General features: G+C 61.8%; 23 protein-coding genes. 17 read left to right on the forward strand and 6 right to left on the reverse strand.

Features of this window, described 5'->3' with window-relative positions; genetic code table 11:
* Positions 1 to 54: 54 nt before the first annotated feature.
* From ABVN20_RS24200 to ABVN20_RS24210, 3 genes are all read left to right on the forward strand, one after another.
* Positions 55 to 522, forward strand: coding sequence for a GNAT family N-acetyltransferase (locus ABVN20_RS24200; protein WP_368558276.1), 468 nt, complete (start codon positions 55 to 57; stop codon positions 520 to 522).
* Positions 519 to 1,139, forward strand: coding sequence for an FMN-dependent NADH-azoreductase (locus ABVN20_RS24205; protein ID WP_368558277.1), 621 nt, complete (start codon positions 519 to 521; stop codon positions 1,137 to 1,139). Before ABVN20_RS24200 ends, ABVN20_RS24205 begins: the two co-directional genes overlap by 4 nt.
* A 93-nt stretch (positions 1,140 to 1,232) precedes the next feature.
* Positions 1,233 to 2,165 carry an LD-carboxypeptidase gene (locus ABVN20_RS24210; RefSeq protein WP_368558278.1) on the forward strand — a complete coding sequence of 311 codons (933 nt, stop codon included), beginning with the start codon at positions 1,233 to 1,235 and terminating at the stop codon, positions 2,163 to 2,165.
* Here the strand turns inward: ABVN20_RS24210 and ABVN20_RS24215 are convergent.
* Complete coding sequence (locus tag ABVN20_RS24215; RefSeq protein ID WP_368558279.1) at positions 2,162 to 3,715, reverse strand: diguanylate cyclase; 1,554 nt, start codon at positions 3,713 to 3,715, stop codon at positions 2,162 to 2,164. The two genes, ABVN20_RS24210 and ABVN20_RS24215, sit on opposite strands and share 4 nt — an antisense overlap.
* Before the next feature lie 299 nt (positions 3,716 to 4,014).
* The gene (locus tag ABVN20_RS24220; protein ID WP_368558280.1) at positions 4,015 to 4,920 is read right to left on the reverse strand and encodes a LysR substrate-binding domain-containing protein; all 906 of its coding nucleotides are present in this window, start codon (positions 4,918 to 4,920) and stop codon (positions 4,015 to 4,017) included.
* A gap of 166 nt (positions 4,921 to 5,086) precedes the next feature.
* Here ABVN20_RS24220 and ABVN20_RS24225 point away from each other — a divergent pair, with 166 nt between their 5' ends.
* The 6 genes from ABVN20_RS24225 (at position 5,087) to ABVN20_RS24250 (ending at position 9,683) form a co-directional block, all read left to right on the forward strand.
* Positions 5,087 to 6,208, forward strand: coding sequence for an NAD(P)/FAD-dependent oxidoreductase (locus tag ABVN20_RS24225; RefSeq protein ID WP_368558281.1), 1,122 nt, complete (start codon positions 5,087 to 5,089; stop codon positions 6,206 to 6,208).
* On the forward strand, positions 6,198 to 6,524 hold the full coding sequence (locus tag ABVN20_RS24230) for a (2Fe-2S)-binding protein (RefSeq protein WP_368558282.1): 327 nt from the start codon (positions 6,198 to 6,200) through the stop codon (positions 6,522 to 6,524). Before ABVN20_RS24225 ends, ABVN20_RS24230 begins: the two co-directional genes overlap by 11 nt.
* On the forward strand, positions 6,517 to 7,917 hold the full coding sequence (locus ABVN20_RS24235; protein WP_368558284.1) for an FAD-dependent oxidoreductase: 1,401 nt from the start codon (positions 6,517 to 6,519) through the stop codon (positions 7,915 to 7,917). Before ABVN20_RS24230 ends, ABVN20_RS24235 begins: the two co-directional genes overlap by 8 nt.
* Positions 7,914 to 8,267 carry a RidA family protein gene (locus ABVN20_RS24240; RefSeq protein WP_368558285.1) on the forward strand — a complete coding sequence of 118 codons (354 nt, stop codon included), beginning with the start codon at positions 7,914 to 7,916 and terminating at the stop codon, positions 8,265 to 8,267. Before ABVN20_RS24235 ends, ABVN20_RS24240 begins: the two co-directional genes overlap by 4 nt.
* 146 nt (positions 8,268 to 8,413) lie before the next feature.
* On the forward strand, positions 8,414 to 9,190 hold the full coding sequence (locus ABVN20_RS24245; RefSeq protein ID WP_368558286.1) for an ABC transporter substrate-binding protein: 777 nt from the start codon (positions 8,414 to 8,416) through the stop codon (positions 9,188 to 9,190).
* A 64-nt stretch (positions 9,191 to 9,254) separates the two neighbouring features.
* Positions 9,255 to 9,683: a heme-binding protein gene (locus ABVN20_RS24250; RefSeq protein WP_368558287.1), complete on the forward strand. Its 429-nt coding sequence runs from the start codon at positions 9,255 to 9,257 to the stop codon at positions 9,681 to 9,683.
* Between the two features lie 188 nt (positions 9,684 to 9,871).
* Here the strand turns inward: ABVN20_RS24250 and ABVN20_RS24255 are convergent, their stop codons facing one another.
* Entirely contained in the window at positions 9,872 to 11,359 is a 1,488-nt protein-coding gene (locus tag ABVN20_RS24255) for an MFS transporter (RefSeq protein WP_368558288.1), read from the reverse strand.
* A 91-nt stretch (positions 11,360 to 11,450) separates the two neighbouring features.
* The gene (locus ABVN20_RS24260; protein WP_368558289.1) at positions 11,451 to 12,365 is read right to left on the reverse strand and encodes a LysR family transcriptional regulator; all 915 of its coding nucleotides are present in this window, start codon (positions 12,363 to 12,365) and stop codon (positions 11,451 to 11,453) included.
* Positions 12,366 to 12,634: 269 nt separating this feature from the next.
* On the opposite strand from ABVN20_RS24260, the gene ABVN20_RS24265 reads away from it, so the two are divergent.
* The 4 genes from ABVN20_RS24265 (at position 12,635) to pgm (ending at position 18,869) form a co-directional block, all read left to right on the forward strand.
* A complete protein-coding gene (locus tag ABVN20_RS24265) occupies positions 12,635 to 13,657 on the forward strand; it encodes a zinc-dependent alcohol dehydrogenase family protein (protein ID WP_368558290.1) in 1,023 nt (340 codons plus the stop codon).
* 578 nt (positions 13,658 to 14,235) lie between these two features.
* A complete protein-coding gene (locus tag ABVN20_RS24270) occupies positions 14,236 to 15,714 on the forward strand; it encodes a hypothetical protein (protein ID WP_368558291.1) in 1,479 nt (492 codons plus the stop codon).
* Positions 15,711 to 17,111 carry a PLP-dependent aminotransferase family protein gene (locus ABVN20_RS24275; protein ID WP_368558292.1) on the forward strand — a complete coding sequence of 467 codons (1,401 nt, stop codon included), beginning with the start codon at positions 15,711 to 15,713 and terminating at the stop codon, positions 17,109 to 17,111. The genes ABVN20_RS24270 and ABVN20_RS24275 overlap by 4 nt, the downstream gene beginning before the upstream one ends.
* A 111-nt stretch (positions 17,112 to 17,222) precedes the next feature.
* Positions 17,223 to 18,869, forward strand: coding sequence for a phosphoglucomutase (alpha-D-glucose-1,6-bisphosphate-dependent) (pgm, locus tag ABVN20_RS24280; RefSeq protein ID WP_368558293.1), 1,647 nt, complete (start codon positions 17,223 to 17,225; stop codon positions 18,867 to 18,869).
* Between the two features lie 128 nt (positions 18,870 to 18,997).
* Here pgm and ABVN20_RS24285 read toward each other — a convergent pair whose 3' ends face one another.
* On the reverse strand, positions 18,998 to 19,693 hold the full coding sequence (locus tag ABVN20_RS24285) for a pirin family protein (protein ID WP_368558294.1): 696 nt from the start codon (positions 19,691 to 19,693) through the stop codon (positions 18,998 to 19,000).
* A 280-nt stretch (positions 19,694 to 19,973) separates the two neighbouring features.
* On the opposite strand from ABVN20_RS24285, the gene ABVN20_RS24290 reads away from it, so the two are divergent.
* On the forward strand, positions 19,974 to 22,394 hold the full coding sequence (locus ABVN20_RS24290) for a UvrD-helicase domain-containing protein (protein WP_368558711.1): 2,421 nt from the start codon (positions 19,974 to 19,976) through the stop codon (positions 22,392 to 22,394).
* 144 nt (positions 22,395 to 22,538) lie between these two features.
* Here the strand turns inward: ABVN20_RS24290 and ABVN20_RS24295 are convergent, their stop codons facing one another.
* Positions 22,539 to 22,811, reverse strand: coding sequence for a DUF1652 domain-containing protein (locus ABVN20_RS24295; RefSeq protein WP_368558712.1), 273 nt, complete (start codon positions 22,809 to 22,811; stop codon positions 22,539 to 22,541).
* Positions 22,812 to 23,070: 259 nt separating this feature from the next.
* On the opposite strand from ABVN20_RS24295, the gene ABVN20_RS24300 reads away from it, so the two are divergent.
* The 3 genes from ABVN20_RS24300 to ABVN20_RS24310 are packed head-to-tail and all read left to right on the forward strand — an operon-like array spanning position 23,071 to position 25,704.
* Positions 23,071 to 23,883 (forward strand): helix-turn-helix domain-containing protein, encoded by an 813-nt coding sequence (locus tag ABVN20_RS24300; RefSeq protein ID WP_368558295.1) that lies wholly within the window; start codon positions 23,071 to 23,073, stop codon positions 23,881 to 23,883.
* A 50-nt stretch (positions 23,884 to 23,933) separates the two neighbouring features.
* Complete coding sequence (locus ABVN20_RS24305) at positions 23,934 to 25,340, forward strand: NAD(P)/FAD-dependent oxidoreductase (protein WP_368558296.1); 1,407 nt, start codon at positions 23,934 to 23,936, stop codon at positions 25,338 to 25,340.
* A gap of 22 nt (positions 25,341 to 25,362) precedes the next feature.
* The gene (locus ABVN20_RS24310; RefSeq protein ID WP_368558297.1) at positions 25,363 to 25,704 is read left to right on the forward strand and encodes a cupin domain-containing protein; all 342 of its coding nucleotides are present in this window, start codon (positions 25,363 to 25,365) and stop codon (positions 25,702 to 25,704) included.
* The last annotated feature ends 439 nt before the right edge of the window (positions 25,705 to 26,143 follow it).

Consider the following 26,143-nt stretch of genomic DNA (forward strand, 5'->3'; position numbering starts at 1 on the left):
TTGGTCCAGTTCAGATCAAGAATAAAGCCTCTTCCAGCGCTTGAGGCTAAAAACATGCAGCAGTCCATCACCGGCTTTGATGGCGTCGACGGCGTCAGAGAGTTTTCCAGCGACGCAGCGATTCTGGCGGCCTTCAGCCTGATCCGGCAACTGCGACCACGCTTGACCAGCGCCGAGCTGTGGCTCAGTGCATTCAAGCGCCAGGCCAGCAGCGGTTACCGCGTGTTGCTGATCGTCAGTAACAACACGCCCACGGCGCTGGCAGGCTTTCGGCTCCAGGAAAACCTGATTCACGGCAAATTCCTGTACGTCGACGACCTGGTCACCGATGCCACGACTCGCAGCGCCGGGTTGGGCAGGCAATTGATGGACGCGCTGATGCAAGTGGCGAGGGATTGCGGGTGCGATCACCTGGTGCTCGACACCGGTCTTGCCAACCATGACGCGCAACGCTTTTACACACGCTGTGGCATGACCAACCTGGCCACGCGCTTTGTCAAATCAGTAGGGGACCAGCAATGAACGCTTCCGGATACCTGTTGCATGTCGCGGCCAGCCCGAATGCCGAACAGTCGACCAGCACCGCCCTGGGGCGCCTGCTGACTGAGCAGCTCGCGCACAAAATGCGCAACGTCGCGGTGGTCGAGCGCGATATCGGGACCCACGCGCCGCCGGTGCCCAGCCGTCAGTTCGCGGCGGATAACCTGCTGCCGCTGGAGCAGCGCTCGGACAACCTAGAATCGGAAATACTCATCGAAGAACTGGAGGCGGCCAAGGCGCTCGTCATCTCCACGCCCATGCATAACTTTGGTGTGCCGGCCGTGCTCAAGGCCTGGATTGATCAGATCCTGCGCCCGCAACGCACGTTTGCGCGCTCGAGCAAGGGCAAGCAAGGGCTGCTGGAGGATCGTCCGGTGTTCATCATCGTCACCTGTGGCGGCCCCGTGACCGGGCCTTACGCCCAGCAGGATTTCCTCACGCCTTATCTGGAATATGTTCTGCCAACCATCGGCCTGTCGAATATTCAGGTCATCCGGCTGGACAGCATGGTGCGCACGCCCGAGCACACTGCCTCGCAAATTGAACAGTGCAAAGCGTGGATCGCCGAGCAAGTAGCCAACCTCTGCGAAGTCGCCTGAACGGGTTGCCCGGTAATGATCTGTCAATAAAGCGAAAGTGCCTCGTTAGAACGCTCTGGTATGGTGGGTTTTTAATCATCCAGAGCATTTGACATGACATGTTTGAAGTTGCCGGAGCCGCTGAAAAGAGGCAGTAGAATAGCGATAGTTTCGCCCGCAGGTTATTTAACCAACCCTGCGTTCCTGGATCATGTGACACCCATGATCAAAGAACAGGGATATACGCCGGTATTGTCGAAAAATTGTTTTGAACGATATGACAATCATTATGCGTACGCGGGCACACCGCAACAAAGACTGGAAGATTTGCAATGGGCCTGCGACGACCCGGATATCGACGCGATCTGGGTCACGCGTGGCGGTTACGGCAGTGTGCAGTTATTGGCCGGGCTGGATATGCAGACCATTTGCAATAAGCCCAAATGGTTGATTGGTTATTCCGATATCACCTATCTGCACAGCTTTTTCAACCGCCACGCCGTCGCCACGATCCATGGTCCCAATGTCGTGAGAACCCTGAGCATGGGCATCGCGCCGCCGCCCTCCAGTTATGGCAAAGTGTTCGATATCCTGCAGGGTCAATTGCCCAGCTATTCGATTACTTCCCATGCGCTGGATAAACCGGGCAGGGCCAGAGGACGACTGGTGGGCGGTAATCAAACGATCGTCGGCGCTCTTTCCGGAACACCCTATAACTTCAATTATGACGGCGCGATATTGTTTCTCGAAGATATTGGCGAGAGCGCTTACTACCGGATTGACCGGCAAATGCAAACGCTGGAAACAGCGGGAATATTGGCCAGGTTAAAAGGCATCATCATAGGCTCGATGCGTGATGTCGGTGGAGTCAAGTCGGACTTCGACGAGGGCGCTTACAGTCTGATCAACAAGATCATGACCAAATACCGCATCCCCAAGATATTCGCTTTTCCCGCCGGCCATGTGCCTGACCATTATCCATTGATCATGGGCGTGGAAGTTGAGATCGAAGTGCAGGCCGGCCTCAGCAGTGTCAGGTATGTCTAACTGAACAGATGCAAGCCGTCGAGGCTGTACCAGCGATTGCGTCCGTTCTGTTTCGCCGAATACAGGCAGGCATCGGCGGATTTCAACAGCGAGGTCGGCGTGACATCCTCGATACCGGGCTGGCGCGTGGCGATGCCGGCGCTGGCCGTGACTTTGCCCAAGGGGTGCTCGGCGTGTTCGATGTTCAGTGAGCGGATCGCCCGCAGGATGTCTTCGGCGACCTGGGCCGCACCGGCGCTGTCGGTGTTGGGCAGCAGCACGGTGAATTCCTCGCCGCCGTACCTGACGGCCAGGTCGCCAGGTCGCTTGACCGCCTGCTGGATGGCGCCGCCTACCGCGCTCAGGCAGTCATCGCCGCTGGCATGTCCATACCGGTCGTTGTAGCGCTTGAAGTAATCGACATCAATCATGATCAGTGAAATCCAGCTGCCGTTACGCTGCGCCAGGCGAATTTCATCCGCCAGCGCAGCGTCCAGACGCCGCCGGTTGCCCAGGCCCGTGAGGCTGTCGGTGAGGGCCATCTCCTGCATGGCCTGATGGGCGCGGCGCAATTGCCGCGAAATCATCATTTTCTGCCGCAATTGACTGAGCACGATCAACCCGAAAGCGCTGAACACGGCCAGCAGGCAAAACAGCACCAGCCCGGTCTTGATCAGGTCGCGGCGCCAGGGCGCGATGATCGACTCACGGGACAGGCCGGCCTCCACGACCAAAGGGTAGGTGCTCAGTGCGCGGTAGCCGTACAGGCGTTCGGTGTCGTCCACCACGGCCTTGACCTCGGCGATGCCTTCATCGGAACTTGGCAGGTAACGCTTGTAGATTTCACTGTTGGCCAGGCTCTTGCCGACCACGGAGGCAATGAAAGGGCGGCGGACCAGGATGGTGCCGTCGCGCTTGGCCAATACCAGCGCGCCCTTGTCGTCGATCTTGAAATCGCCGTAGTAGTCGACGAAATAACTGACCTTGATCGTCCCCAGCAGCACACCGGCAAATGAACCGTCGGGGTTGTTCAGGCGCCGTGAGATCGGCACGATCAGGTCGTTGGTAGAACGACTCCTGACCACATCGCCGATGCGCACGTCGTGATCATCGTGGCTGCGGTGATACTGGAAATAGTCGCGGTCGGCATTGTTCGCAGGGTCCGGGGTGGTTTCCTTGTCCGTGACGATCCACTGGCCGTCCGGGCCATAAATGAACAGGCCGTGCAACTGCGGCATGATCTTCGACTGCTGCACCAGCAGGTTGTGGATGCGCGGCACGTCGATGCTTTGCAAACCATCGCCTTCGACACGCTCCGCGAGGGCGGCAGTCAGCACATCCACCTGGCGAATGGCGTCTTCGGCATGTTGCGCGGTGGCACGCGCCAGGTTCGTCACCGAATCCCGCGCTTGAGCGAAGGCGGCACGATAGTCACGCCAGGTCCGCCAGCCTTCGACCACCACAAACGCCAGGAAAACCGCCAGCATGAAACTGACAATCAGGCGGAACGTGGCGCCGGCTCTCACCGGTTTCAACGGCGAGCCCCCAGCGGGTTTACTGCGTCCGAGCATCTACATGTCCTTTACGACGAATTCGCACACGCCTGATTCTAGATCACTCCCTGACAGCCTCCTACACAATCCCCCGTAGGAGCGAGCCTGCTCGCGATGACGGCGGAACATTCGATGTCGAGGTTGGCTGACACACCGCTATCGCGAGCATGCTCGCTCCTACAGTGTTTTGGGGTGTTCATGGCATCGGGAGCACCTGAAAAAACTGTGGGAGCGGGCTTGCCCGCGATGACGGCGGAACATTCGATGCTGAGGTTGGCTGACACACCGCTATCGCGAGCAAGCTCGCTCCTACAGTGTTAGAACCGGTAGGCCGCCGGGATTTCCTGGGTGATGAATTCCTGCATGTGCGCAAGGAACGCCACCTGCAGATTCGACGCCGGGCCCTGGACCGGCAGCAGCATGCTGAAGTCCATCTCGATGGCTGGCTCGAACGCCCGGAACACTACGCCAGTGCCGCGGTATTCGACAGCGCTGATCGCGTCCACCAGCGCCACCCCCAGGCCCTGTTCGACGAAAGCGCACATGGGCAGCGACAGTTGGGTTTCCAGGCGCAGCTCGCGCTCGACCCCGTAAGCGGCAAAGATCGAGTCGATGTGCTGGCGCGAGCCGATGGACTGCGGGTAGGAAATGAACGCCTCGCCTTGCAGGTCTTCGGGGTGGATCGTGGGTTTGTCCCGCAGCCGATGATGGGCCGGCAAGGCGCAGAGCATGCGCGTGGCCAGCAGTTTTTCCGCGCGCGGGCTGGGGTAAGTGTTGGGCAACACGATGATGCCCAGGTCGCAGCGCTGACCGACTACCAGGTCGACAACCTCGCGGGACGACAGCACCAGCAATGAAATCTGCACCTGCTCATGCCGGGCGGTGAACGCGGCGATGGCGCGCGGCAGGAACGACAGACCCATGGCCGGGGCACAGGCGATCTGCAGGGAGCCGCGCTTGAGGCTGCGGATCTCCTGGGCGGTGCGCGCAATGCGTTCGACCCCGAGCAGCGAGCGCTGCACTTCCTGATACAGCGTCATGGCTTCGGCGGTGGGTTGCAGCCGGCCCTTGGCGCGCACGAACAGATTGAAACCGATGTCTTCCTCCAGGCTGGCGATCAGGCGCGTCGCGGCGGGCTGCGAGATGTGCAGCATTTCGGCGGCGCGGGTGACGGTCTGACCGAGAATGACGGCGCGAAAGGCTTCCAGCTGGCGAAGATTCATCGGGACACCCTTCAGGACAAGCCATAACAAAAAGACATGGTCTTGCCAAAATAAAGCATTTTTCAAGCGCCTGTCAGCTCTTTAGCATCGAATTCATCAAGATCATCCAGGCATAAAGCCTGCGCCGTGGCGGGTCGGTCGGCGTCGGAAGGGCGACAGTGAGTTCATGCAAAAAACTGATGTCATGATTGTGGGGGCGGGTCTGGTGGGGCTGTCCATTGCCTACGGACTGGCCTTGCTCGGTCGCCAGGTCAGCGTGCTGGACGAAGGCGACGACGCCTTGCGCGCCGCCCGTGGCAACTTCGGTTTGCTCTGGGTGCAGGGCAAGGGCTACGGGATGAGCCCCTACGCACAATGGACTCGTGATGCGGTGGCGTTATGGCCGCGTTTCGCCGCATCGTTGCAGGCCGACACCGGCATCGACCTGCACCTGCGCCAGGCGGGCGGGTTTCAGTTGTGCCTGAGCGACGAGGAAATGGCCGAGGAGAGCCGCCGGCTGTTGTGGCTGCGCGAGGCCCTCGGTGACTACCCGTTCGAACTGCTCGACGCCGGACAACTGCGCAGTCGCTTGCCGGGGGTAGGGCCGACGGTGGTGGGCGCGTGTTACTCGCCCATGGACGGACACGTCAACCCGTTGAAGCTGCTGCGTTCGCTGTATGCCGCCTGCCGGGCACGCGGGGTCAACATCATCAATGGCCATCGCGTCACCGCCATCGAACGACGCGCTGCGGGTTTCCAACTACAAGCCGGTGAACAGCACTGGCACGCCGATCGGCTGGTGCTCGCCGCGGGCCTGGGCAATCGCGAACTGGGCGCGCAGTTGGGTATCGACGTGCCCGTGAGTCCCAACCGTGGGCAGATCCTCGTCACCGAACGGCTCAAGCCGTTCCTGCATTACCCCACCACCTATGTGCGCCAGACCGACGAAGGCACCGTGCAACTGGGCGACTCCCATGAATCGGCGGGTTTCGACGACGGCACCGGCAGCCAGGTGATGGCGACCATCGCCGCACGCGCCGTGCGCTGCTTCCCGCGGTTGGGCGAGGTGCGCCTGGTGCGGGCCTGGGGCGCATTGCGGGTGATGAGCCAGGACGGTTATCCCATCTACGAAGCCTCCCAGGCGTGCCCGGGGGCGGTGGTGGTCAGTTGCCACAGCGGCGTGACCCTGGCGGCGATCCACGCACTGCGCCTGGCGCCGTGGATAGACGGCGAGTTCGACGATCCGGCGGTGGCCGCTTTCGGCCTGCAACGTTTTGCCCGCCCAAGTGAGGTGCGCCATGTCGGTTGAACCCTTGTTCCAGGCGTTGAGCCCGGTGGAAAACAGCGTGCGCATCGAATTCGAAGGCGCGTCGCTGGCGGTGCCCGCCGGGGTGTCCCTGGCGGCGGCATTGCTGGCCAGCGGCGTCACCTACACCCGCGAAAGCGCGGTCAACGGCCGGCTCGGTGCACCGTTCTGCATGATGGGCGTGTGCTTCGAGTGCCTGGTGGAGGTTGACGGACAGGCGAACTGCCAGGCCTGCCTGCTGCCTGTGCGGGCCGGCATGCGCGTGCGGCGTCAACGCGGGGCCCGCGCGGTGGGCGATGAGGAGATGACGGATGAATGAGCAAACGGTCGACCTCGTCGTGATCGGCGCCGGTCCCGCCGGCATGAGCGCGGCGCTCGAGGCTACTCGCCATGGCTTGTCGGTGGTGGTGCTGGACGAGCAGGGCAGCCCGGGCGGGCAGATCTATCGCAACATCCAGCAGGCCGACGTGCGCAGCCGCCAGGTACTGGGCGCGGACTATGCCGCCGGCGCGCCATTGGCTGCACAGTTCATGCAGTGTGGCGCGCGCTATTTGCCGGGTGCTGCGGTGTGGCAGGTGACGCCGCAACGCCAGGTGCATTTTCTGCACGAGGGCCGTGCGCACATCCTCCAGGGGCGGCAGGTGTTGATCGCCACCGGTGCCTTCGAGCGGCCGATGCCGATTCCGGGCTGGACCCTGCCGGGGGTGATGACCGCCGGTGCCGGGCAGATACTCCTGAAAAACGCTGCACTGGTGCCGCAAGGCCCGCTGGTGCTGGCCGGTTGCGGGCCGTTGTTGTACCTGCTGGCGCTGCAGTACTTGCGCGCCGGCGTCGCCATTGACGCGTTGGTCGATACCAGTGGCCCCGGCGACCTGCTGCGCGCCTGGCGTACCATTCCCGGTGCCTTGCGCGGTTGGCGCGACCTGTTCAAGGGCCTGCAGATGCTCGCCGAGTTGAAACGCGCCGGGATCCGTCATTACCGCAATGCGCGGAATTTACGCATCGAAGGCCAGGCCCGCGCCAGCGCCCTGAGCTTTGCCACTGGCGGGCGCACGTGGACCGTGCCGGCTGGATTGATCCTGCTGCACCAGGGCGTGGTGCCCAATACACAGATCAGTTGGTCGCTGAAATTGCAACACGACTGGAACGACCAGCAGTTGTGCTGGATCGCGCGCCGTGACCACCAGGGCGAAACCAGCCAGCAGGGGATTTTCATTGCCGGTGACGGCGGAGCCATCGGCGGCGCGCAGGTCGCACGCGTCGAGGGGCGGGTGGTCGGCCTGGCGATTGCCGCACGGGCGGCAAAACTCGATGCGCAGCAGGCCCGGCGACTCAGCGAACCTTGCCACCGGGCCCTGCGGCGCCTGCGTGCGGCGCGGCCTTTGATCAATGCCTTGTACCGGCCGCAGCAGCAGAACCGCATCCCTGCTGACGAGGTGATCGTCTGCCGCTGCGAGGAGGTCAGCGCCGGTGCGATTCGCCAGTTTGTCCAACTGGGGTGCCTGGGACCCAACCAGGCCAAGGCGTTCGGACGCTGCGGCATGGGGCCGTGCCAGGGCCGCCAATGCGGCTTGAGCGTCACCGAGATCATCGCCGAACAACGCCAGGTGCCCGCCGCCGAGGTGGGTTACTACCGCATTCGCTCACCGCTCAAACCCATCACCCTTGCCCAACTGTCCACCGAGACACCTTTGACCCAGGAGCCTGTATGAGCCTTATCCAACGCATCGAAAGCAACCCCCGCCTGAGCCGCAGCGTCGTGCACAACGGCGTGGCCTGGCTGAGCGGCATCGTCGCCGCCGATTGCAGCCAGGACATCCGCGGCCAGACCCGCCAGGTGCTGCAACGGGTCGACGAACTGCTGGCGCTGTCCGGCAGCGACAAGAGCCGCCTGCTCAGCGTGCAGATCTGGATGAAGGACATGAGCGCCGACTTTGCCGGCATGAATGAAACCTGGAGTGCCTGGGTCGACGCCGCACAGACCCCGGCCCGTGCCACTGCGCAGGTGGCGTTCGACGACCCGCAGATTCTGTTGGAGCTGATCGTCACCGCCGCCACCTGAGTGATGCCGTCGTACCGGACCGGTACGACGAAGGAGCAGGGCGCCGGTTAGAGCCGCCCACTCCACCTGTTCACATTGCCGCTGCCATAACGGGCGCCTTCCTTCGCGGAGCGCCCGACACAAACAACATCGCATCTGGAGCATGTATGAACGTAAAAAACGCTGTGTTTGGTGTCATCTCGCTGCTGGCTCTGGCCGGCAATCTGCACGCGGCCGAGCAACCGCTGCGCCTGGGCATCGAGGCGGCTTATCCGCCGTTCGCCTCGAAGACCCCCGATAATCAGATCGTCGGTTTCGATTACGACATCGGCCAGGCACTGTGCGCCGAGATGAAAATCCAGTGCGAGTGGAAGGAGCAGGAGTTCGACGGCCTGATCCCGGCGCTCAAGGTGAAGAAGGTCGACGCGGTGATCTCGTCGATGTCCATGACCCCGGAACGCCTCAAATCGGTGGACTTCAGCAATCGCTACTACCGCATCCCGGCGCGTCTGGTGTTCAAGAAGGGCAGCGGCATCAGCGACATTCCGGCTCAGCTCAAAGGCAAGCGCATCGGCGTGCAGCGCGCGACCAACTTCGATCGTTACGTCACCGAGAAATTCGCCCCGGCCGGCGCCGAAATCGTGCGTTACGGCTCGCAGAACGAAATCTTCCTCGACCTGCTCGGTGGGCGCCTCGACGCGACCATGGCCAGCTCGGTGGTGATCGACGAAAGCCTGCTCAAGCGTCCGGAAGGGCAGGACTATGAGTTCGTCGGCCCGAACTTCACTGAAGAGCAATTCTTCGGCACGGGTATCGGCATCGCCGTACGCAAGAACGATCCACTGGCGGAGCGCTTCAACCAGGCCCTGGCGGCGATTCGGGCCGATGGCACCTACGACACCATCCGCAAGAAGTACTTCGATTTCGACATCTACGGCGAGTGAGTCATCGCGTTTCAACGGCACGCCTGTGTGCTCGGGCGTGCCGTTTTTATTGGGGGGAGATGAAATGCAAACCAAGGCTTTTTTGAGTGAATACGAGGTTTCACGACTGCTGGCCGCTGCCAGCGAGTTGGCCAGGGAACGCAACTGGGCCGTGGCGATTGCCGTGGTCGATGACGGCGGGCATCCCTTGGGCCTGCTGCGCCTGGACGGTGCGGCGCCCATCGCCGGCTACATCGCCACTGAAAAGGCCCGTACCGCGGCGCTGGGACGGCGTGACAGCAAGGCTTACGAAGACATGATCAACGGCGGACGCCAGGCGTTTCTCAGTGCCCCGAATTTGCAAGGCATGCTCGAAGGCGGGGTAGCGATCTGGCACGAGAGTCATTGCCTCGGGGCGATTGGCGTCTCGGGGGTGAAGGCGGAGCAGGACTCCGAGCTGGCGCAGCTGGCGGTCTGTAGGAGCGAGCTTGCTCGCGATGCTCTCCAACGATAACGCCCAACACCTGACACCCCACGGCGGTCTTGAACCTATCGCGAGCAGGCTCGCTCCCACAGTGGTTTGGTGGTGTACACCTATTGTGTGATCACCCCATCCCTCCTGTAGGAGCGAGCTTGCTCGCGATTACGTGGGCCGCCTGAACGCCCGCGGTGCCTGGGCCACCATCGCGAGCAAGCTCGCTCCTACAGGTTTGAGGGTGGATCTTCTGCCTGTGACAGCGGCCGGGCCACCAGCTCAAGCGGCTGCCGTTCCGCGGCTACGCCCCAAATGGCTTGCACTGTCCCGGCAATCACCATCAGCGCCGCCCCCAGCAAATAGCCATAAAACACATTCAGCCGCGAACCGGTTTCGATCAGCGCACCGAACAACGTCGGGCCGATCAAACCGCCCAGCCCGGTGCCAAACGCATAAAACACGGCGATGGCCAGCGCACGGATCTCCAGCGGGAAGGTCTCTGCCACGGTCAGATACGCCGAGCTGGCCGCCGCCGAGGCGAAGAAGAAAATCACCATCCAGGCGACGGTCTGTTGAGTGACGTCGATCAGCTGTTGCTCGAACAGATACCCACTGACGCCCAACAGCACCCCGGACAGCAGATACGTCGAGCTGATCATGATGCGCCGCCCAACCACGTCGAACAGCCGCCCCAGCAACAGCGGCCCACAGGAATTGCCCAGGGCAAACGGCAACACATACCAGCCCACCTGCGCCGCCGGCACGCCGTAGAAGTCGGTGAGCACCAGCGCATAGGTAAAGAAAATCGCGTTGTAGAAAAATGCCTGGGCGGTCAGCAAAGTCAGCCCCACCAGCGCCCGGCGCCGGTGCTCCACGAACAGGCTGTGAAACACCTCGCGCAACGGCGTGTGATCCCGCGCACGCAGGCGCAAGGGCGGAGCTTGCAACGGCGGCACCTCGATCCCGCGTTCGCGATAATGACGCTCGATATCGGCGACGATGCGCTCTGCCTCTTCCGGCCGATTATGGATCATCAACCAGCGCGGGCTTTCCGGAACCCACAGACGCATCAGCATGATCAACAGCCCGAGCACCGCGCCAATGCCGAAACACAAGCGCCAGCCCAACTCGCCGCCAGCCACCGTCGGGTCGAGCAGGATCACCGCACCCACCGCCCCCAAAGCAGCACCGAGCCAGAACGTGCCGTTGATGGTCAGGTCGACCCAGCCACGATAACGCGCCGGAGTGAACTCCTGGATGGTCGAATTGATCGCCGTGTATTCGCCACCAATCCCGGCCCCGGTAAGAAAACGAAACAGCAGGAAACTGGCGAAATTCCAGGAAAACGCCGTGGCCGCCGTCGCGCCGATGTACAGGAACAGCGTGATGAAGAACAACTTGCGCCGCCCCAGGCGGTCGGTCAGCCAGCCAAAGAACAGCGCGCCCAGCACCGCGCCGGCAATATAAGTGGCGCCCGCCAGGCCGATGTCGGTATTGCTCATGGCCAATACCGGACTGTCCTTGAGCGCGCCGGACACCGAACCCGCCAGCGTGACCTCCAGGCCATCGAGCAGCCAGGTAATGCCCAGCGCCATGACCAGCAGGGTGTGAAAACGCGTCCAGGGCAGGCGGTCCAGGCGGGCGGGGATGTCGGTGCTGTACAAATGCTCCTGCGCCGGGGCGTTGGCTGGCGGGGGCAGGGCTTGGGTGGTCATGGCCGTACCGGTTCGCTGACGGGTTTGCTTAGCAAAGGAGCCTGGCAGCGACCGGAGAGTTCCAAAAAACGCGGGGGTCTGGTGACTGTGCTCAGAGGCTGTCGGGATCCCCAAAGAACATCTGAATCCGAGACCGCAACCATCTCTCCCCCGGATCATTATCCTGCGACCCCCGCCAAGCCATGTGCAACTCGAAACTACGCGTCGGCAACGGCGGATCTTCAGCCCGCAACCCGCCCGCTGCCGTCAGTGCTTCCGCCGTGTAATCCGGTACGGTGGCAACAATGTCAGTGCCGGTCAGCAGCGTGCCCAAACCATTGAACTGCGGCACGGCCAGTACCACGTGGCGTTTACGATCGAGTTTTTCCAGTTCTTCGTCGATGAAGCCGCTGAGGTCGCCGGCGAAGGACACCAGCGCATGCGGGCGGGCGCAGAAGTCGTCCAGGCTCAGGGAGCCCGGCACGCTGTCGGCGCGCAGCAGTTTGGGCATGCTGCGGCGCAGTACTTTGCGCTTGGCGTTGGCCGGCAGGTCGGTGGTATAGCTGACGCCGATGGAAATCTCGCCGGAAGCCAGCAGGCTTGGCATGAGGATGTAATTGACGCGACGGATCACCAGCACGATGCCGGGCGATTCGGCGCGCAGGCGCTTGAGCAGCATTGGCAGCAGGGCGAATTCGACGTCGTCCGAAAGGCCGATGCGGAATACCGCGGTGCTGGTGGCCGGGTCGAATTCCGCCGCGCGGCTGACCGCCGTGGAAATCGAGTCCAGGGCGGGCGAGAGCAGGGCGAAGATTTCCACCGCCCGGGCCGAGGGTTCCATGCTGCGGCCGGTGCGCACGAACAACGGGTCGTCGAACAGCCCGCGCAGGCGCGAAAGCGCCGCGCTGATGGCCGGCTGGCCGAGGAACAGCTTCTCCGCGGCGCGGGTCACGCTGCGTTCGTGCATCAGTGTTTCGAAAACGATTAACAGGTTCAGGTCGACACGACGCAGGTCATTACGATTCATCTGGAGTCCTGGCAGAGTCATCAAGCTTGACGAGAGCGGCCATATGAGAACAATGGCCGGCATGAATATTACGGGGAAAGGCTGCTACTCTGCACCGAGTAATTGAGTTTTCCTGCGAAGGTTGTGTCTATTTCTTACGACATTTGACGAAGTCGCCGCTGCTGCGGAATTAATGACAGGCATGTCGACTATTAATAGCCACTGATGGTCTTGGGCACAAAGCCCGGATAGAGTTCAGGGCATTAGAGGTTCATTTGGCGAGGTTTGCGATGTCCCGCACGATCCGTTTTCACAAGTTTGGTCCAGCCGAGGTGCTCAAATGCGAAGAGCATGTGGCGGCTCTCCCTGCACCGGGCGAAGTGCAGGTGCGCGTCGAGGCGATCGGCATCAGCTGGTATGACATTCTCTGGCGTCAGAACCTGGCGTCGTCCCATGCACGTCTGCCTTCGGGCCTTGGCCATGAGATGGCTGGCGTGGTGACGGCGGTCGGCGAGGGCGTCGATGACCTGGCGGTCGGCGACAAGGTTGCCAGCTTCCCGGCCGAAAGCCCGAACGACTACCCGGTCTATGGCGAAGAAATCGTGCTGCCGCGTACGGCAGTCACCCGCTACCCGGACGTGCTCAGCCCGATCGAGGCGGCGGTGCACTACACGCCGTTGCTGGTCGCCTACTTTGCCTACACCGACCTGGCACGGGTCAAGCCCGGGCAATTTGCCCTGGTGACCGACGCCAGTCACTGTGCCGGTCCATCTTTCGTGCAACTGGGCAAGGCCCTGGGCATTCGGGTGATCGCGGCCACCAAGACGGCGGAAGAGCGTGAATACCTGCTGTCCCTCGGTGCGGAAAAGGTTATCGTCACCGAAGAACAGGATCTGCTCATGCAGATCAACAAGATCACTGACAATCGCGGCGTAGACGTGGTATTCGACGGTCTTGGTGGCCCGCAGATGTCGATGCTGGGCGATGTCCTGGCACCGCGCGGCAGCCTGGTGCTGTATGGCCTGCAAGGCGGTAACCAGACGCCATTCCCGGCCTGCGCGGCGTTCCAGAAGAACATTCAGTTCTTCGTGCACTGCATCGGTAACTTCACCGGCAAGCCGGAACTGGGCATCATCCAGGATCAGGTCGCCTTGCAACGGGCATTGCGCGATATCAACCAGTTGACCGCCGATCGCGTGCTGGTGCCGCTCAAGACTCGGGTCTTCCCGTTCTCCGAGTTCGTCGAGGCCCACCGCTACATGGACGAATGCCCATGCCGCGAGCGGGTAGCGCTGCAAGTCGAACCGACTTAACGGCCCTGAATGAAAAAGTCCCGTGCCCGCACGGGATTTTTTTTGCCTGTGGCTTCCCGCCCGATCGTTCCCACGCAGGGCATGAGAACGATCACCCATAACCTTTTCAGCAACTGAACTGGTTTTTGCCCTTGATCTGTATCTTCTAATCGTCTTTCCAGTCCTGATAATTGAATGATTACTTTCATCTCAAGGAAAGAGTCATGTCTGGGTATCGGATTGATACTTCTAATCGCACTTCTTTAATACATTTCCGACAAAGCGTTGATCGTTGCGCAGTTGCCAAAATAATCTGCGCGACTTCTTTCCTTATTTCCTGTGCTAAATGTCTGTGGGTTGTTGTAAGACGTTTCCTAGGATATCTCGCAAAGTCTTGGGGCCGCTCTATCGCGGGCCATTCCGGTCTGTCAGACGTTGCTGTAAGCCGCATCCGGTCCCGGCACCCAACGTAATCCCTCATGGCTAAGGTGTTAGCATTTGAGTGACTTGCGGTACTTCATTGGTGGCAGACGACCTGTTTGCGCGCCGCTTTTTGTTGTTTGTGCATTACTGAACTTACGAGCATCAGGTAAATAAAGATGACCCTTATCCATGATCAGGCGATGAACTATGTCTATCAGCAGATGCTGCAACGTTTGCTGAGCTTCTTTTCCCGGGCGGAGCGCACGGCGTTGCAGTTGTTGATTCAACGACTGGTCGTCAGCGCCGGCGGCATGGAGCACATTGGCGACTACAAGGTGCTGGCTGTCCAGTCCGGCTCGCGGGACAGCTGCTACACCCTGGCGCTGCTGCGCGCCGCGCAGTTGAGCATCGCCGGGCGGGCACCGGCGACGTTCCAGTTACGCGTGGCTTCGCTGCGCATGAACGGTGTCAGCGCCGCCGCGCAGGACAATATTCATCGTTGCAACAGCGCGCTGTTCTTTTACGATGACCCACGGATTGAAGTGGTGGTGGCCGATAATCGCGAGGTGTTCCCGCTCATCCACCCCACGCCGATTTCCGAGGCGGGGCGCGAGGCCCATCGCCTCAACCAGCTGATGGTCGGGCATCGTCGAACGCTGGGCGGGCCGCTGGATCTGTGGGACGACGGATACCTGGCCACAGCGGAGTTCTATGGGCAGATCGCTCGCTGGGACAGGGGTGTCGATGCCTTCGTCTGCAGCGACACGCCACGGCAGCAGAAACAGTTTCTCCACGGCCTCAAGCGTGCGGCGGCCAAGGCTGGCCTGAAGACCTCACGGCCTGCCGGCAACGGTTTTGAAGACTTGTATGCGGTGCTCGATGACCTGGGCAGCGATCTGTACCGCTCGTTGTCGGGCGGGCAGGGCCAGGCGCAATGGCGACCGGCCGACCATTTCGAAGCCTGTCGTCGCTCCACGTTCATTGATATTCACGACATGCTGGTCAGCAACCGCGAAGAGCGCTGGCCGCTGCTGACCGAGTTCCTGGGCTTCCAGCCGGACGAACTCACGGCCCAGTTGAGCGAAAACGAGTTCGTCAGCCCGACGCTCTCCGCTCACGTTCGCGGCCTGCAAGCCTGCTTCGTGCATGGCGGCAGCTACGAGTCGGGCGTGGCGGAGTATCTGCAGCGCGCGCTGGTGATGATGCGCCGCAAGCGTCTGCCGGAGCGCCTGTGTGAACAGGTGGTGGAGGTATTCGGCAATCCGGCGCGGCTGTCCGATCAGCGTGCCCTGGCCGCCGCCGAGGCGCAGAGAAGCCTGGGGCTGAGCGAGGCGCAACTGGTCTGCCTGCTGTTTGCGCCTTTTGTGGAAAATGGCGCCGGGCTTGAACGGTTCCTGCGTCAATGCCATCCGGGCATGCTGGTGGCCATGCCGGACTTGCATCGGGCGATGCAGGGCAATCCGGTGTCCGAGCAGATTGCCCAATGGATGGTCGAGGTCAGCGGCCTGCCGGTCAGCCTGATCGGCAGACTGTACCGCATGGGGCCTGTGCCGGCGCTCGAGCCCGGGTTGAATGACGCCCTGTTCGACGAGATGGGCGCCAAGCCCGGCGACTGTGACGCAGCGGTGGCGGGTGAATGGTCAGCGGGGCGTTGAAAGGACCTCGCGAGACCGATTTTGCCTATCAGGCGGTGTATCGCTACCTGACGCACCTGATCAACGAGCCGGCCAGTGATACCAGCGTGCGCTTGCCCTCGTTGCGTCAGTTGGCCAATCGTTTGAGTGTGTCGATTTCAACCATCCAGTACGCCTACTCGCTGCTGGAGAAGGAAGGGCGGGTCTATTCGGTGGCCAAGTCCGGCTATTTCGCCATGCCGGTGTCGTCGCTCGCCATGCCCGGTGCCGATGGCGATCTGCTCGAAACCCTGTATGTCAGCGCCCGCCGGCCGGGGATGCAGGTGTTCAGTGGCGATGAACCGGCCTTGCTGCAACCGCTAGACAGCCCCTTGTTGCTGCTTGAGCGCGAGTTGCTGCGCCAGTACCCGCGCCTGCCACAACCGCTTGCTCAACCTTGTGGCGAGCTTGAGCTGCGGGCCGCCCTGGCCGCGCGTTACACCACCTCGCCGGTGCGTTGCTGGCATGCCGATGACGTGTATATCGGTGCCGACTTGCGTGGCGTCCTGGAAATCCTCATTGCCGTGCTGGGCCTCAAGGACACCGCCGTGGTGGTCGAGGCGCCGTGTGACTGGACGATCCTGCGGCTGCTGCAGGAGGCCGACGTGCAAGTGATCGAGTGGCCGGTGCAGGCCAATGACAGCCTGGACACGGCACAGTTGCGGGAGTGGCTGGAATCGCGCCGAGTGCAAATGGTCATGCTGTCCTCGGGCCTCAACGTGCCCCGTGGCAGCCTTGCCTGCGATGACAATCGCCAGGCTGTCGCGCACTTGCTGGAGCAATATGGCTGCTGGGTGCTGGAAAACGACTGCTACGGTGAACTCGAATTCGAGCCGGGAGGTATGCGTTTTCGTGATCTGCTCGATCCCCAGCGGCTGATCGTGTTCTCTTCCTTCGAGAAAATCATCGGTCCCGAAGCCCCTTACGGTTACCTGCTTTCCCGGCATTTGAGCGAGCAATTGCAGCGGCACTTCCTGCTGCGTGCCTTTCGCTTGTCACCGATCAGGCAGAAGGCGATAGCGCGCCTGTATGGCAACGGTCGAGTCGATCAGCATCTTCAGGTGCTGCGACGGCTGCTCAGGGAACGCAAGGTGCAGATGACGCAGCTGTTGCAGGAGCGCCTGGGCGATGCTCTGCAGGTTGTCGAGCCGCGGGGCGGGGCGACGATCTGGGCGCGTTCCCTGCGCCAGGTCGATATGCGGGGAGTGTTCCAGCGCTTGCTCAAACAGCATGTGCTGATCGCGCCGGGTGAGTTGTTCAGCTTGCAGGGCCTGCATTCCCAGCATTTGCGCTTGAGCCATGCCTTCGACGGTGACCATGACGTCGTGGCGGCGGTGAGTCTGCTGGGGGACGCCTTGCGGCTGGAGGCGATCGACTGAGCCGGGCCTGCAAGCATCCTTGCGGGCCGGGGGATCTATCCCATCGCGTTACGGTCAAACTGCCAGTAAACTGCGATCCATCCCCGAACCACTCTATTCCAGAGGTTTTGCATGACACTCAGTCCTTTTGCGGGCAAACCGGCACCGGCGCAACTGTTGGTCGATATCCCGCGACTGGTCACGGCCTATTACACCGGCCAGCCCGATGCCTCTATTGCCACCCAGCGTGTGGCTTTCGGCACCTCCGGGCACCGGGGCAGCTCGTTCGATCTGAGTTTCAACGAATGGCACGTCCTGGCCATCAGCCAGGCGATCTGCCTGTACCGCGAAGCCCAGGGCATCGACGGCCCGCTGTTCGTCGGCATCGACACCCATGCGCTGTCCACCCCGGCTGGCGCCAGTGCCCTCGAAGTGCTGGCGGCCAACGGCGTCACGGTGATGATCGCCGAAGGTGACGAGTACACGCCGACGCCGGCGGTTTCCCACGCCATCCTCTGCTACAACCGTGGCCGCACCTCAGGGCTGGCGGACGGCATCGTCATTACGCCTTCGCACAACCCGCCACAAAGCGGCGGCTACAAGTACAACCCCACCAACGGTGGCCCGGCCGATACCCATATCACCAAGTGGATCGAGGCCAAGGCCAACGAACTGCTGGCCAACAAGCTCGCCGGCGTCAAGCGCATCAGCTACGAGCAGGCACTGAAAGCCGGCACCACCCATCGTCACGACTACCTCAACACCTACGTGGCCGATCTGATCAACGTCATCGACTTCGACGCCATCCGTTCGGCCAAGCTGCGCCTGGGTGTCGATCCGCTGGGCGGAGCAGGGGTGCGCTACTGGTCGGCGATTGCCGAGCATTACAAGCTGGACCTTGAGGTGGTGAACAAGGAAGTCGATTCGACCTTCCGCTTCATGACCGTGGATTGGGATGGCCAGATCCGCATGGACCCGTCGTCCAGCCATGCGATGCAGGGCCTGATTGGCCTGAAAGAGCGCTTCGACGTGGCGTTCGCCTGCGACCCGGACCACGACCGTCACGGCATCGTCACCCCTTCGGGCGGTTTGCTCGCGCCGAACAACTACCTCGCTGTGTCGATCGACTACCTGTTCCAGAACCGCCCGCAATGGCGTGCCGATGCCGCCGTGGGTAAAACCGTGGTCAGCAGTGGCTTGATCGACCGCGTGGCCAAGCGCCTGGGTCGTCGCCTGTACGAGGTGCCGGTCGGCTTCAAGTGGTTTGCCGACGGCCTGTTCGATGGCTCGCTGGGTTTTGGTGGCGAGGAAAGCGCCGGGGCGTCGTTCCTGCGCAAGGACGGTGGCGTATGGAGCACTGACAAGGACGGTTTGATTCCAGCGTTGCTGGCGGCGGAAATGACCGCTCGCACCGGCCGCGACCCAAGCCAGGCTTACCGCGCGCTGACCGATGAGCTGGGCGAACCGTTCTCGGTGCGTGTCGATGCCAAGGCTAACCCGCAGCAAAAAGCGCTGCTGAGCAAGCTGTCGCCGGAGCAGGTGACTTCCACGGAGCTGGCGGGCGAGCCGATCCAGAGCATCCTCAGCCATGCGCCGGGTAATGACCAGGCCATCGGCGGCCTGAAGGTCATGACCGAAAACGGCTGGTTCGCGGCGCGTCCGTCGGGGACCGAGGACATCTACAAGATCTACGCCGAGAGCTTCGTCAGCGACGACCACCTCAAGCAGTTGGTAGCCGAGGCGCAGACCCTGGTGGATGGGGCTATCTCCACGAAATAAACCGGCCCCCTGTAGGAGCGGGCTTGCCCGCGATGGAATCCGCCACACCGCTGGACATCAGACAGCCAGCGTTATCGTGAACGACCATCGCGAGCAAGCTCGCTCCTACAGGTTCGGGTTGGCATCAATCACGCCAAATCAACCAGGACAATCTCACTGTCCTCAACCGCCGTCACCCGCAACACCTGCTCATCGGCCACCGCAACGCCGTCTCGAGCTTCTGCGCGTAAGCCATTGACCTCAATCACACCCGTAGCCGGCACCAGGTAGGCACGACGCCCGCTGTCGAGCGTGTATTCGGCCGTCTCGCCCGCTTTCAGATTCGCCGCCACCAACCGTGCGTCCGCACGAATCCGCAGGCTCTGGTCGTCACCGGACTTGCCGCTGGCCAGCGTGACAAAACCTTCGCGATCGCCTTTGGGGAAAGGTTTCGCACCCCAGGAAGGGGCCAGGCCGGATTCATTGGGAATGATCCAGATCTGGAAGATCTTGGTGTCAGTGCTCTCCAGGTTGTATTCGCTGTGGGCGATGCCGGTGCCCGCGCTCATCACTTGCACGTCGCCGGCTTCAGTGCGGCCCTTGTTGCCCAGGTTGTCCTGGTGGGAAATCGCGCCTTCACGAACGTAGGTGATGATCTCCATGTCCCGGTGCGGGTGGGTCGGGAAGCCGGTGCCGGCGGCGATCACGTCATCGTTCCAGACGCGCAGGTTGCCCCAGTTCATGCGTTTGGGGTCATAGTACTCGGCGAACGAAAAGTGGTGGTGCGCATCCAACCAGCCGTGGTGGGCGCCGCCCAGGGTTTTGAAGGGTCTGAGTTCGAGCATGATCGTCTCCTGAAAGGGGGATTAATGGCGAGCATCATCCAACAGGCACTGATCGGTAAAAAGCGTAAAAACTGCTGTATTACCATCGAATAAGTTGATTGAAAATAACCTCGAAACGCTCTCATCCAGCCTTCACTTCATCGCATAAGCCAATGACCTGTAAGCATTTCACTAGAACTCAACGGCAAATGCAGACACCATAGTCCCCAACAGCCTCACACCCTGGAGCCCGCGCGTGTCGCAACCCGATCTTCCTCCCGAACTTCGTCCCCTGGCCGAGATGCCCTTGCTCAAGCGCCTGGCCGCCCGGTTCTTTGGCCATGGCTTGACCCGCCTGCGCGCGCAGCACCGCGCATCCTGGTTGCACGGCCAGGCTGACGGTTTTCGCAGCGGGCACAGTGCCGGTGTCGATTACGGCTACAAGGAAGGCAAGCTCGAAGGCCTGGAAGAGGGCCGGCAGGTCTTGCTGATTCGCGATTCGCGCTCCACCGAGCACCGGGCGCCGAATGTCGACGACAACCTGTTCGATGACTGGCGCCTGCCCCTGAGCGCCGAGCTGAAGAAGCGCATGAAGGCCGATGTCGCCCGGCTGCTGCCGGCCCATGCGCAGCCGAGCGCGGCGCAGTGGAAGATGATTTTCAGCGACACGCCATCGACTTCGGTGATCGCCGGTGCCGGTGCCGGCAAATCGACCACGCTGGCGCTGCGCATCATGCTGCTGACGCATTATCTGGGCTTCGAGCTCGATTCGATGACCGTGGTGACCTTCACCCGCGAGTCGCGCAAGGACTTCATCAACAAACTGGTCGAGCTGTTTGCGCTCTGGGGCCGACAACTCAGCCTCAAGGACGCGCGGGAGCTGGTGCGCACGTTCCACTCACGCATCCTGCCGATGGTGCGCAGCCTGCCGGGTTTCGAGCGTCTGCAGGCGTTCGAGAACATCAGCCATCGCCCCCAGGGTAATGACGCGGACGTCGACAGCAATCCTTTCGACCTGCGCATCAATGATGCCCAGCGCCAGTTGCTCAACGCCTGCTATCACCAGCTGCATAGCCGTGACGAGCGCTTTCGTGAGCTGATCAAGCCGCTGTCGCGCCATGCCTTGCAGCTAAAGGAACTGGAGCGTGATCACCCGGACGTGCAAAAGCGCGTGGCGGTGACCGAGCTGGCGGCCAAGCGTGACGAAGAGTTGTGCGACTTTATCGAGGATCTGTGGTTCGGTGCAGGTGCGTGGCCGATCAAGGGCATCGAACCCAACCGCCAGACGTTTGAAATCAACGGCTCGACCTTTCACTGCCATGGCTACATCCCCAGTCTGGATGCGTGGGTGGTGCTGGGCTTCGACCCTCGGGAAAACCCCCAGGTCAGCCGCCCGAATGCCAAGCTCAGCGTGCGCGCGGAATGGGCAGTGAAACGCACCCTGTTTCAAGCTTTCTGTCGTAAGCCATTGATTTGGCTAGATAGTTACGAATCATCCAAGCGCGTTTTGGCCTCGCTGGCAGGCGACGCCAGCGCCGGTCCCGGCTTCGATTACAAGGTCAAGGGTGAGCTGGGCTCGGCGCCCTTGCTCGACTGTTTCGTGGCGGCAGCCGGGTTTATCGAGAACCTGGGGCTGGACGTACCGAGCGCCGTCGGCCAGATGAGTTTCGCCAAGGATGATCCCGACCGGTTTTTCTTCGAGGCCTTGAGCCTGTTCTGGCGGGCTCTGGAGGATCATCTGCTCGATCAGAAACCGCCGGTCATGACCTACAACCGTATGTTCGCCCTGTTCAGCGAGCATTCCCCGGAAAACCAGAAGCTGCTCAGCGACGAGCTGCTGCGGCCGTTGTCGCACTTGATGATCGACGAGTTCCAGGACGTGTCGCCGCAGATCGTCTCGTGGATTCGCGCCAGCCTGGCGGAAATCCGCAGCCGCGGGCCGGCGATGCACGTGGGGCGCGGCGCTCAGCGTTCCTCGCTGCTGTGCGTGGGTGATGACTGGCAATCCATCTACGGCTGGCGCGGCAGTTCGCCGAGCTATTTCATGGAATTCAACAAGGAGTTCCCGTCGCCGAGTACCACCAAGGTCATGCTCAGCGACAACTACCGCAGTCACCAGCACATCATCGACGCGGCCGAGCACATCGTTCGCGCCGCACCGGCCATCGCCGGCAAGAAGGCCAAGGCGAGCGGCGAGGCGCGGCCGCTGATTCCGGTCAACGTCCTGGACCGGGACGATCAGGCCATGGCCCAGCGCCTGATGGAGCACTATCGAAACGGCGATTCGATCTTGATGCTTTATCGAAAAAGTAGCGATAAGTTATTGATAGAGCAGCATATTCAGTCGGTAGTTAATGTTGATTCTAGCTTGCCGTACGAGGCTCGCCGGCTCAAGCAACTGACCTATCACAGCGCCAAGGGCCTGCAAGCCGATGCGGTTTTCCTGTTGGGTGATTGTCAGCACCTGACCAGTTCGCCGTACAAGAACCAGGTGTATCGCATGGCCGGGCTGGGCAAGCCCAATGACAACGAAGCCTACGACAATGCCCAGAAGGACGAGATTCTGCGCCTGGCCTATGTGGGCATCACAAGGGCGGTGAGTCATTGCTACTGGTACGTCGACGGGCAGGACACCCAGGCGGCGAACATGCCCAAGGCATCGGACCGGATTGGCAAGGGCAAGGCGTTTTTTGCGGATGGGCGCAAGGGTGGCGCTAACTGAAACGTTCCCTGTTCCTGTAGGAGCGAGCCTTGCTCGCGATGGAAGTCCAGGCACCGCTGAGTGTCAGACAGCCAGTGTTATCGTTGACGACCATCGCGAGCAAGGCTCGCTCCTACAGTGATGGGTGTGAAAGGTTACAGCGCCTCAGGCATAGCTCCTGAGCGCAACCGGCGGAATGAACGACTCGAGCTCGTCTTCCACCGCTTCGATTATTCGTTCCACATCCGCGGCATTCATGACCGTTGCACACGGAATCCCGGCGATGGCGATCATGGTCTCGCCACTGGCGCGGTCAAACAGGCGGGCGATCATACTGCCCGGGGCGTCCATGCTCGCCTCGAAACCCATGGGATGAAAATGCCAGCGCATCAGCTGGCAGGCGTTTGGAAAGGTGACCTTGCTGAATCCTCTATTCATGTGTTGCCCGCCTTCATTTTCGAGCGCTTCCTTTAGCTCATGGTAGGTGGGTAGAGCCTTCATTGGCTCGACCTGACTGCTTAAAAGTAGCATCTGCATGTGAAAAGAATGTGGATTTCTCAGGCCATTTGGCAATTGGTTCCATTTTTTTTGATTCAGGTCACAGCGCCACGGATTTTGGGCGAAAGGCCAGTATCGAGCCGGCGTTGAAGCGGCCGGCCAATTTCGGCAAGCTCGCTGTTTTTCCCCGAGATTCCTGATGTCCGCCCATGACGATTCGCTGCAAACCCAGACCACGCGCGAGACGGTGGTGCGTTATCACCTGCGTTGGAAGCATCGCGACCTGGAGGGCGTCATGGCGCTGTACCACCCCGACGTCGAGTACAACGACTTCTTCCAGAATCGAGTGATGGGCCTGAGCGAGTTGCGCGACTACGTGCGCAGCAGCATGCCGCGCGATCCGGACGAAGCGCTGGAGCACTCGGACCGCATCCGCCTCGACGGCGATACGGCGTTCATCCAGTACCGCATTACCCTGCGCGGCGGCGATGGGCTGGTGTCCTTTCGCGCCAGTGAAGCGATCACCGTGCGCGACGGTCTGATCTGGCGGGTTAATGAGTACGCCTCGCTGGTGCGCGAACAGCTTGCTGATCAACCCGGCAGTACGCCGCGACCGGCTGCCAGTCGGCTGGGCCTGTCGCCGCGTCAATTGAGCTTCATGGCCGAGGATCTGCAGCAGTATTTCCAACGCCAGCAACCCTACCTGGACCCTGAACTCGACCTGCAACGGGTCGCCAACGAATGCGGGTACAGTCGCAACCAAATGTCGTACCTGCTGAACCAGGTGCTCGGCCAGAGCTTCTATCGCTACGTCAATCAGGCACGGTTGCAACACCTGCTGGCGGCGCTGGATGTTGCCACGCCACCACTGCGTATCGACGATCTGGCGTTTGCCGCGGGCTTCAATTCGTTGTCGGCATTCTACAGCTGTTTCCGCCAGCACACCGGCCTGTCGCCCAAAGCCTACGTCAAACAGATTTCTTTGCGTGCACGCGCGCAAGACAGCCTCTGAGCCGACGCACTAGGATCTACGCTATCGAAGTTTGAGTGGCGGGGTCGCACATGCCGGCATGGCGCAGTATCAGTTTGTGGATGGATCAACTCGACGAGCCGCTGACAGCGCGCCCGGCGCTGGAGCAGGACCTGGATGTCGACGTCGCGATCATTGGCGCCGGCTACACCGGTCTGTGGACGGCGTACTACCTCAAGCGCCACGCGCCTGAACTGAACATCGCCATCGTCGAGGCGCAAATCGCCGGTTTCGGTGCGTCGGGGCGCAATGGCGGCTGGTTGATGGGCAATATGCTCGGCGAGGACCGCTTGCTGGCTCCTTTGTCTGTCGATCAGCGCCGGGCCTCCTACGAGCTGTTGCACGGCATCCCGGATGAAGTGGGAATTGTCCTCGAACGTGAAGGCATCGACTGCGATTTTCGCAAGGGCGGGGCGCTTTACTGTGCCGCCCGCTATCCCGAACAGGAAGCCAGCCTGCGTGAGTACCTGGACAAGCTCTACCAGCAAGGCCTGAGCGAGCGCGAATACCGCTGGCTCAGCCCCGAGCAGTTGGCGCAACAGATTCGAATCGCCAAACCCTATGGCGGCATCTTCGCTCCGCACGTTGCCACCATTCACCCGGCCAAGCTGGTGCGTGGCCTGGCGCGCACGGTGGAGCGCATGGGTGTGAAGATCTACGAAGACAGTCCGGTCACCCATTGGCAGTCGGGCAGCCTGCGCACGGCGAAGGCGGCGGTGCGCAGCCGCTGGATCGTTCCGGCGGTGGAGGGTTACGCCGCGGCTTTTCCGGGGCTTGGGCGCTACCAACTGCCGGTGCAGAGCCTGATTGTGGCGACCGAGCCGTTGTCCGCCGCGGCCTGGGACGAAATCGGCCTGAACGGCGGCCAGGCGTTCGGCGAAAGCAGCCGCCAGGTCACCTATGGCCAGCGCACGGCGGATAACCGTCTGGTGTTTGGCGCGCGGGGCGGTTATCAGTTCGCCGGCAAGCTGCGTACCGACTTCGATCTGACTCGCGATGAAGTGGAGCTGCGCCGCTACCTGTTCGGCGAGCTGTTCCCGCAACTGAAAAACGTGCGCATCACCCATGGCTGGGGCGGCAACCTGGGCATGGCCCGACGTTTCCAGCCGCACATGATCTGCGATCACGCCCGCGGCATCGCCCTGTCCGGCGGGTATGGCGGGGAGGGGGTGGGCGCCAGCAACCTGGGCGGCCGGACCCTGGCGGACCTGATCCTGCAGCGTGAAAGCCCGTTGGTGCGTCAGCCCTGGGTAATCCCGCAAGGCGGTCTGGACGCGCTCAAGGCCTGGGAGCCGGAACCCTGCCGCTGGCTCGGTTACAACGCCATCATCCGCAGCTTTGTCCATGAAGACCAGGTACTGGCCAACCCCGCGACCGCCCCTTGGCGGCGCAAGCTGGCCAGTGGCGTCGCAGGTTTCATGGAAGGTTTCATGCATTGATTGACCAACGACAGGTGTCCCCATGACCATCACGCAATTCAAGAACACCGCAACGCTCGAACTGGAAGAATCCAACCCGGTCGCGGTGCCGCTGGGGACGCCGGTAGCGGTGGCGTCCACCACCAGCGTCGAGCGCGACGACGGCGTCGAGACCGGCGTCTGGGAGTGCACCCCCGGCCGCTGGCGCCGCCAGATCGTCGCCCAGGAGTTCTGCCATTTCATCCAGGGCCGATGCACCTTCACCCCGGATGAAGGCGAAATCCTGCACATCGAAGCGGGCGACGCATTGATGTTGCCAGCCAACACCCTCGGCGTCTGGGACATCCAGGAAACCGTGCGCAAGAGCTATGTGTTGATCTTCTGACCCAATTCACCACCCCCGGCCCTGTAGGAGCGAGCTTGCTCGCGATGGAGCATCAGCCACCGCAGTTCTCCAGACAGCCAGCGTTATCGTTAACGACCATCGCGAGCAAGCCCGCTCCCACAAAAAAAGGGCACCTCAACCCCTGTAGGAGCGAGCATGCTCGCGATGGAGTCTCAGGCACCGCTGTGTATCAGACAGCCAGCGTCATCGTTAACGACCATCGCGAGCCTGCTCGCTCCTACAGAGGGCACCTCAATCCCCTGTGGGAGCGAGCCTGCTCGCGATGGAGTCTCAGGCACCGCGGAGTGTCAGGCAGCCAGCGTCATCGTTAACGACCATCGCGAGCAAGCTCGCTCCTACAGAGGGCACCTCAATCCCCTGTGGGAGCGGGCTTGCCCGCGATGGAGGCTCAGGCACCGCGGAGTATCAGACGGCCAGC

This window comes from Pseudomonas sp. MYb118, assembly GCF_040947875.1.
Classification (GTDB): Bacteria; Pseudomonadota; Gammaproteobacteria; order Pseudomonadales; family Pseudomonadaceae; genus Aquipseudomonas.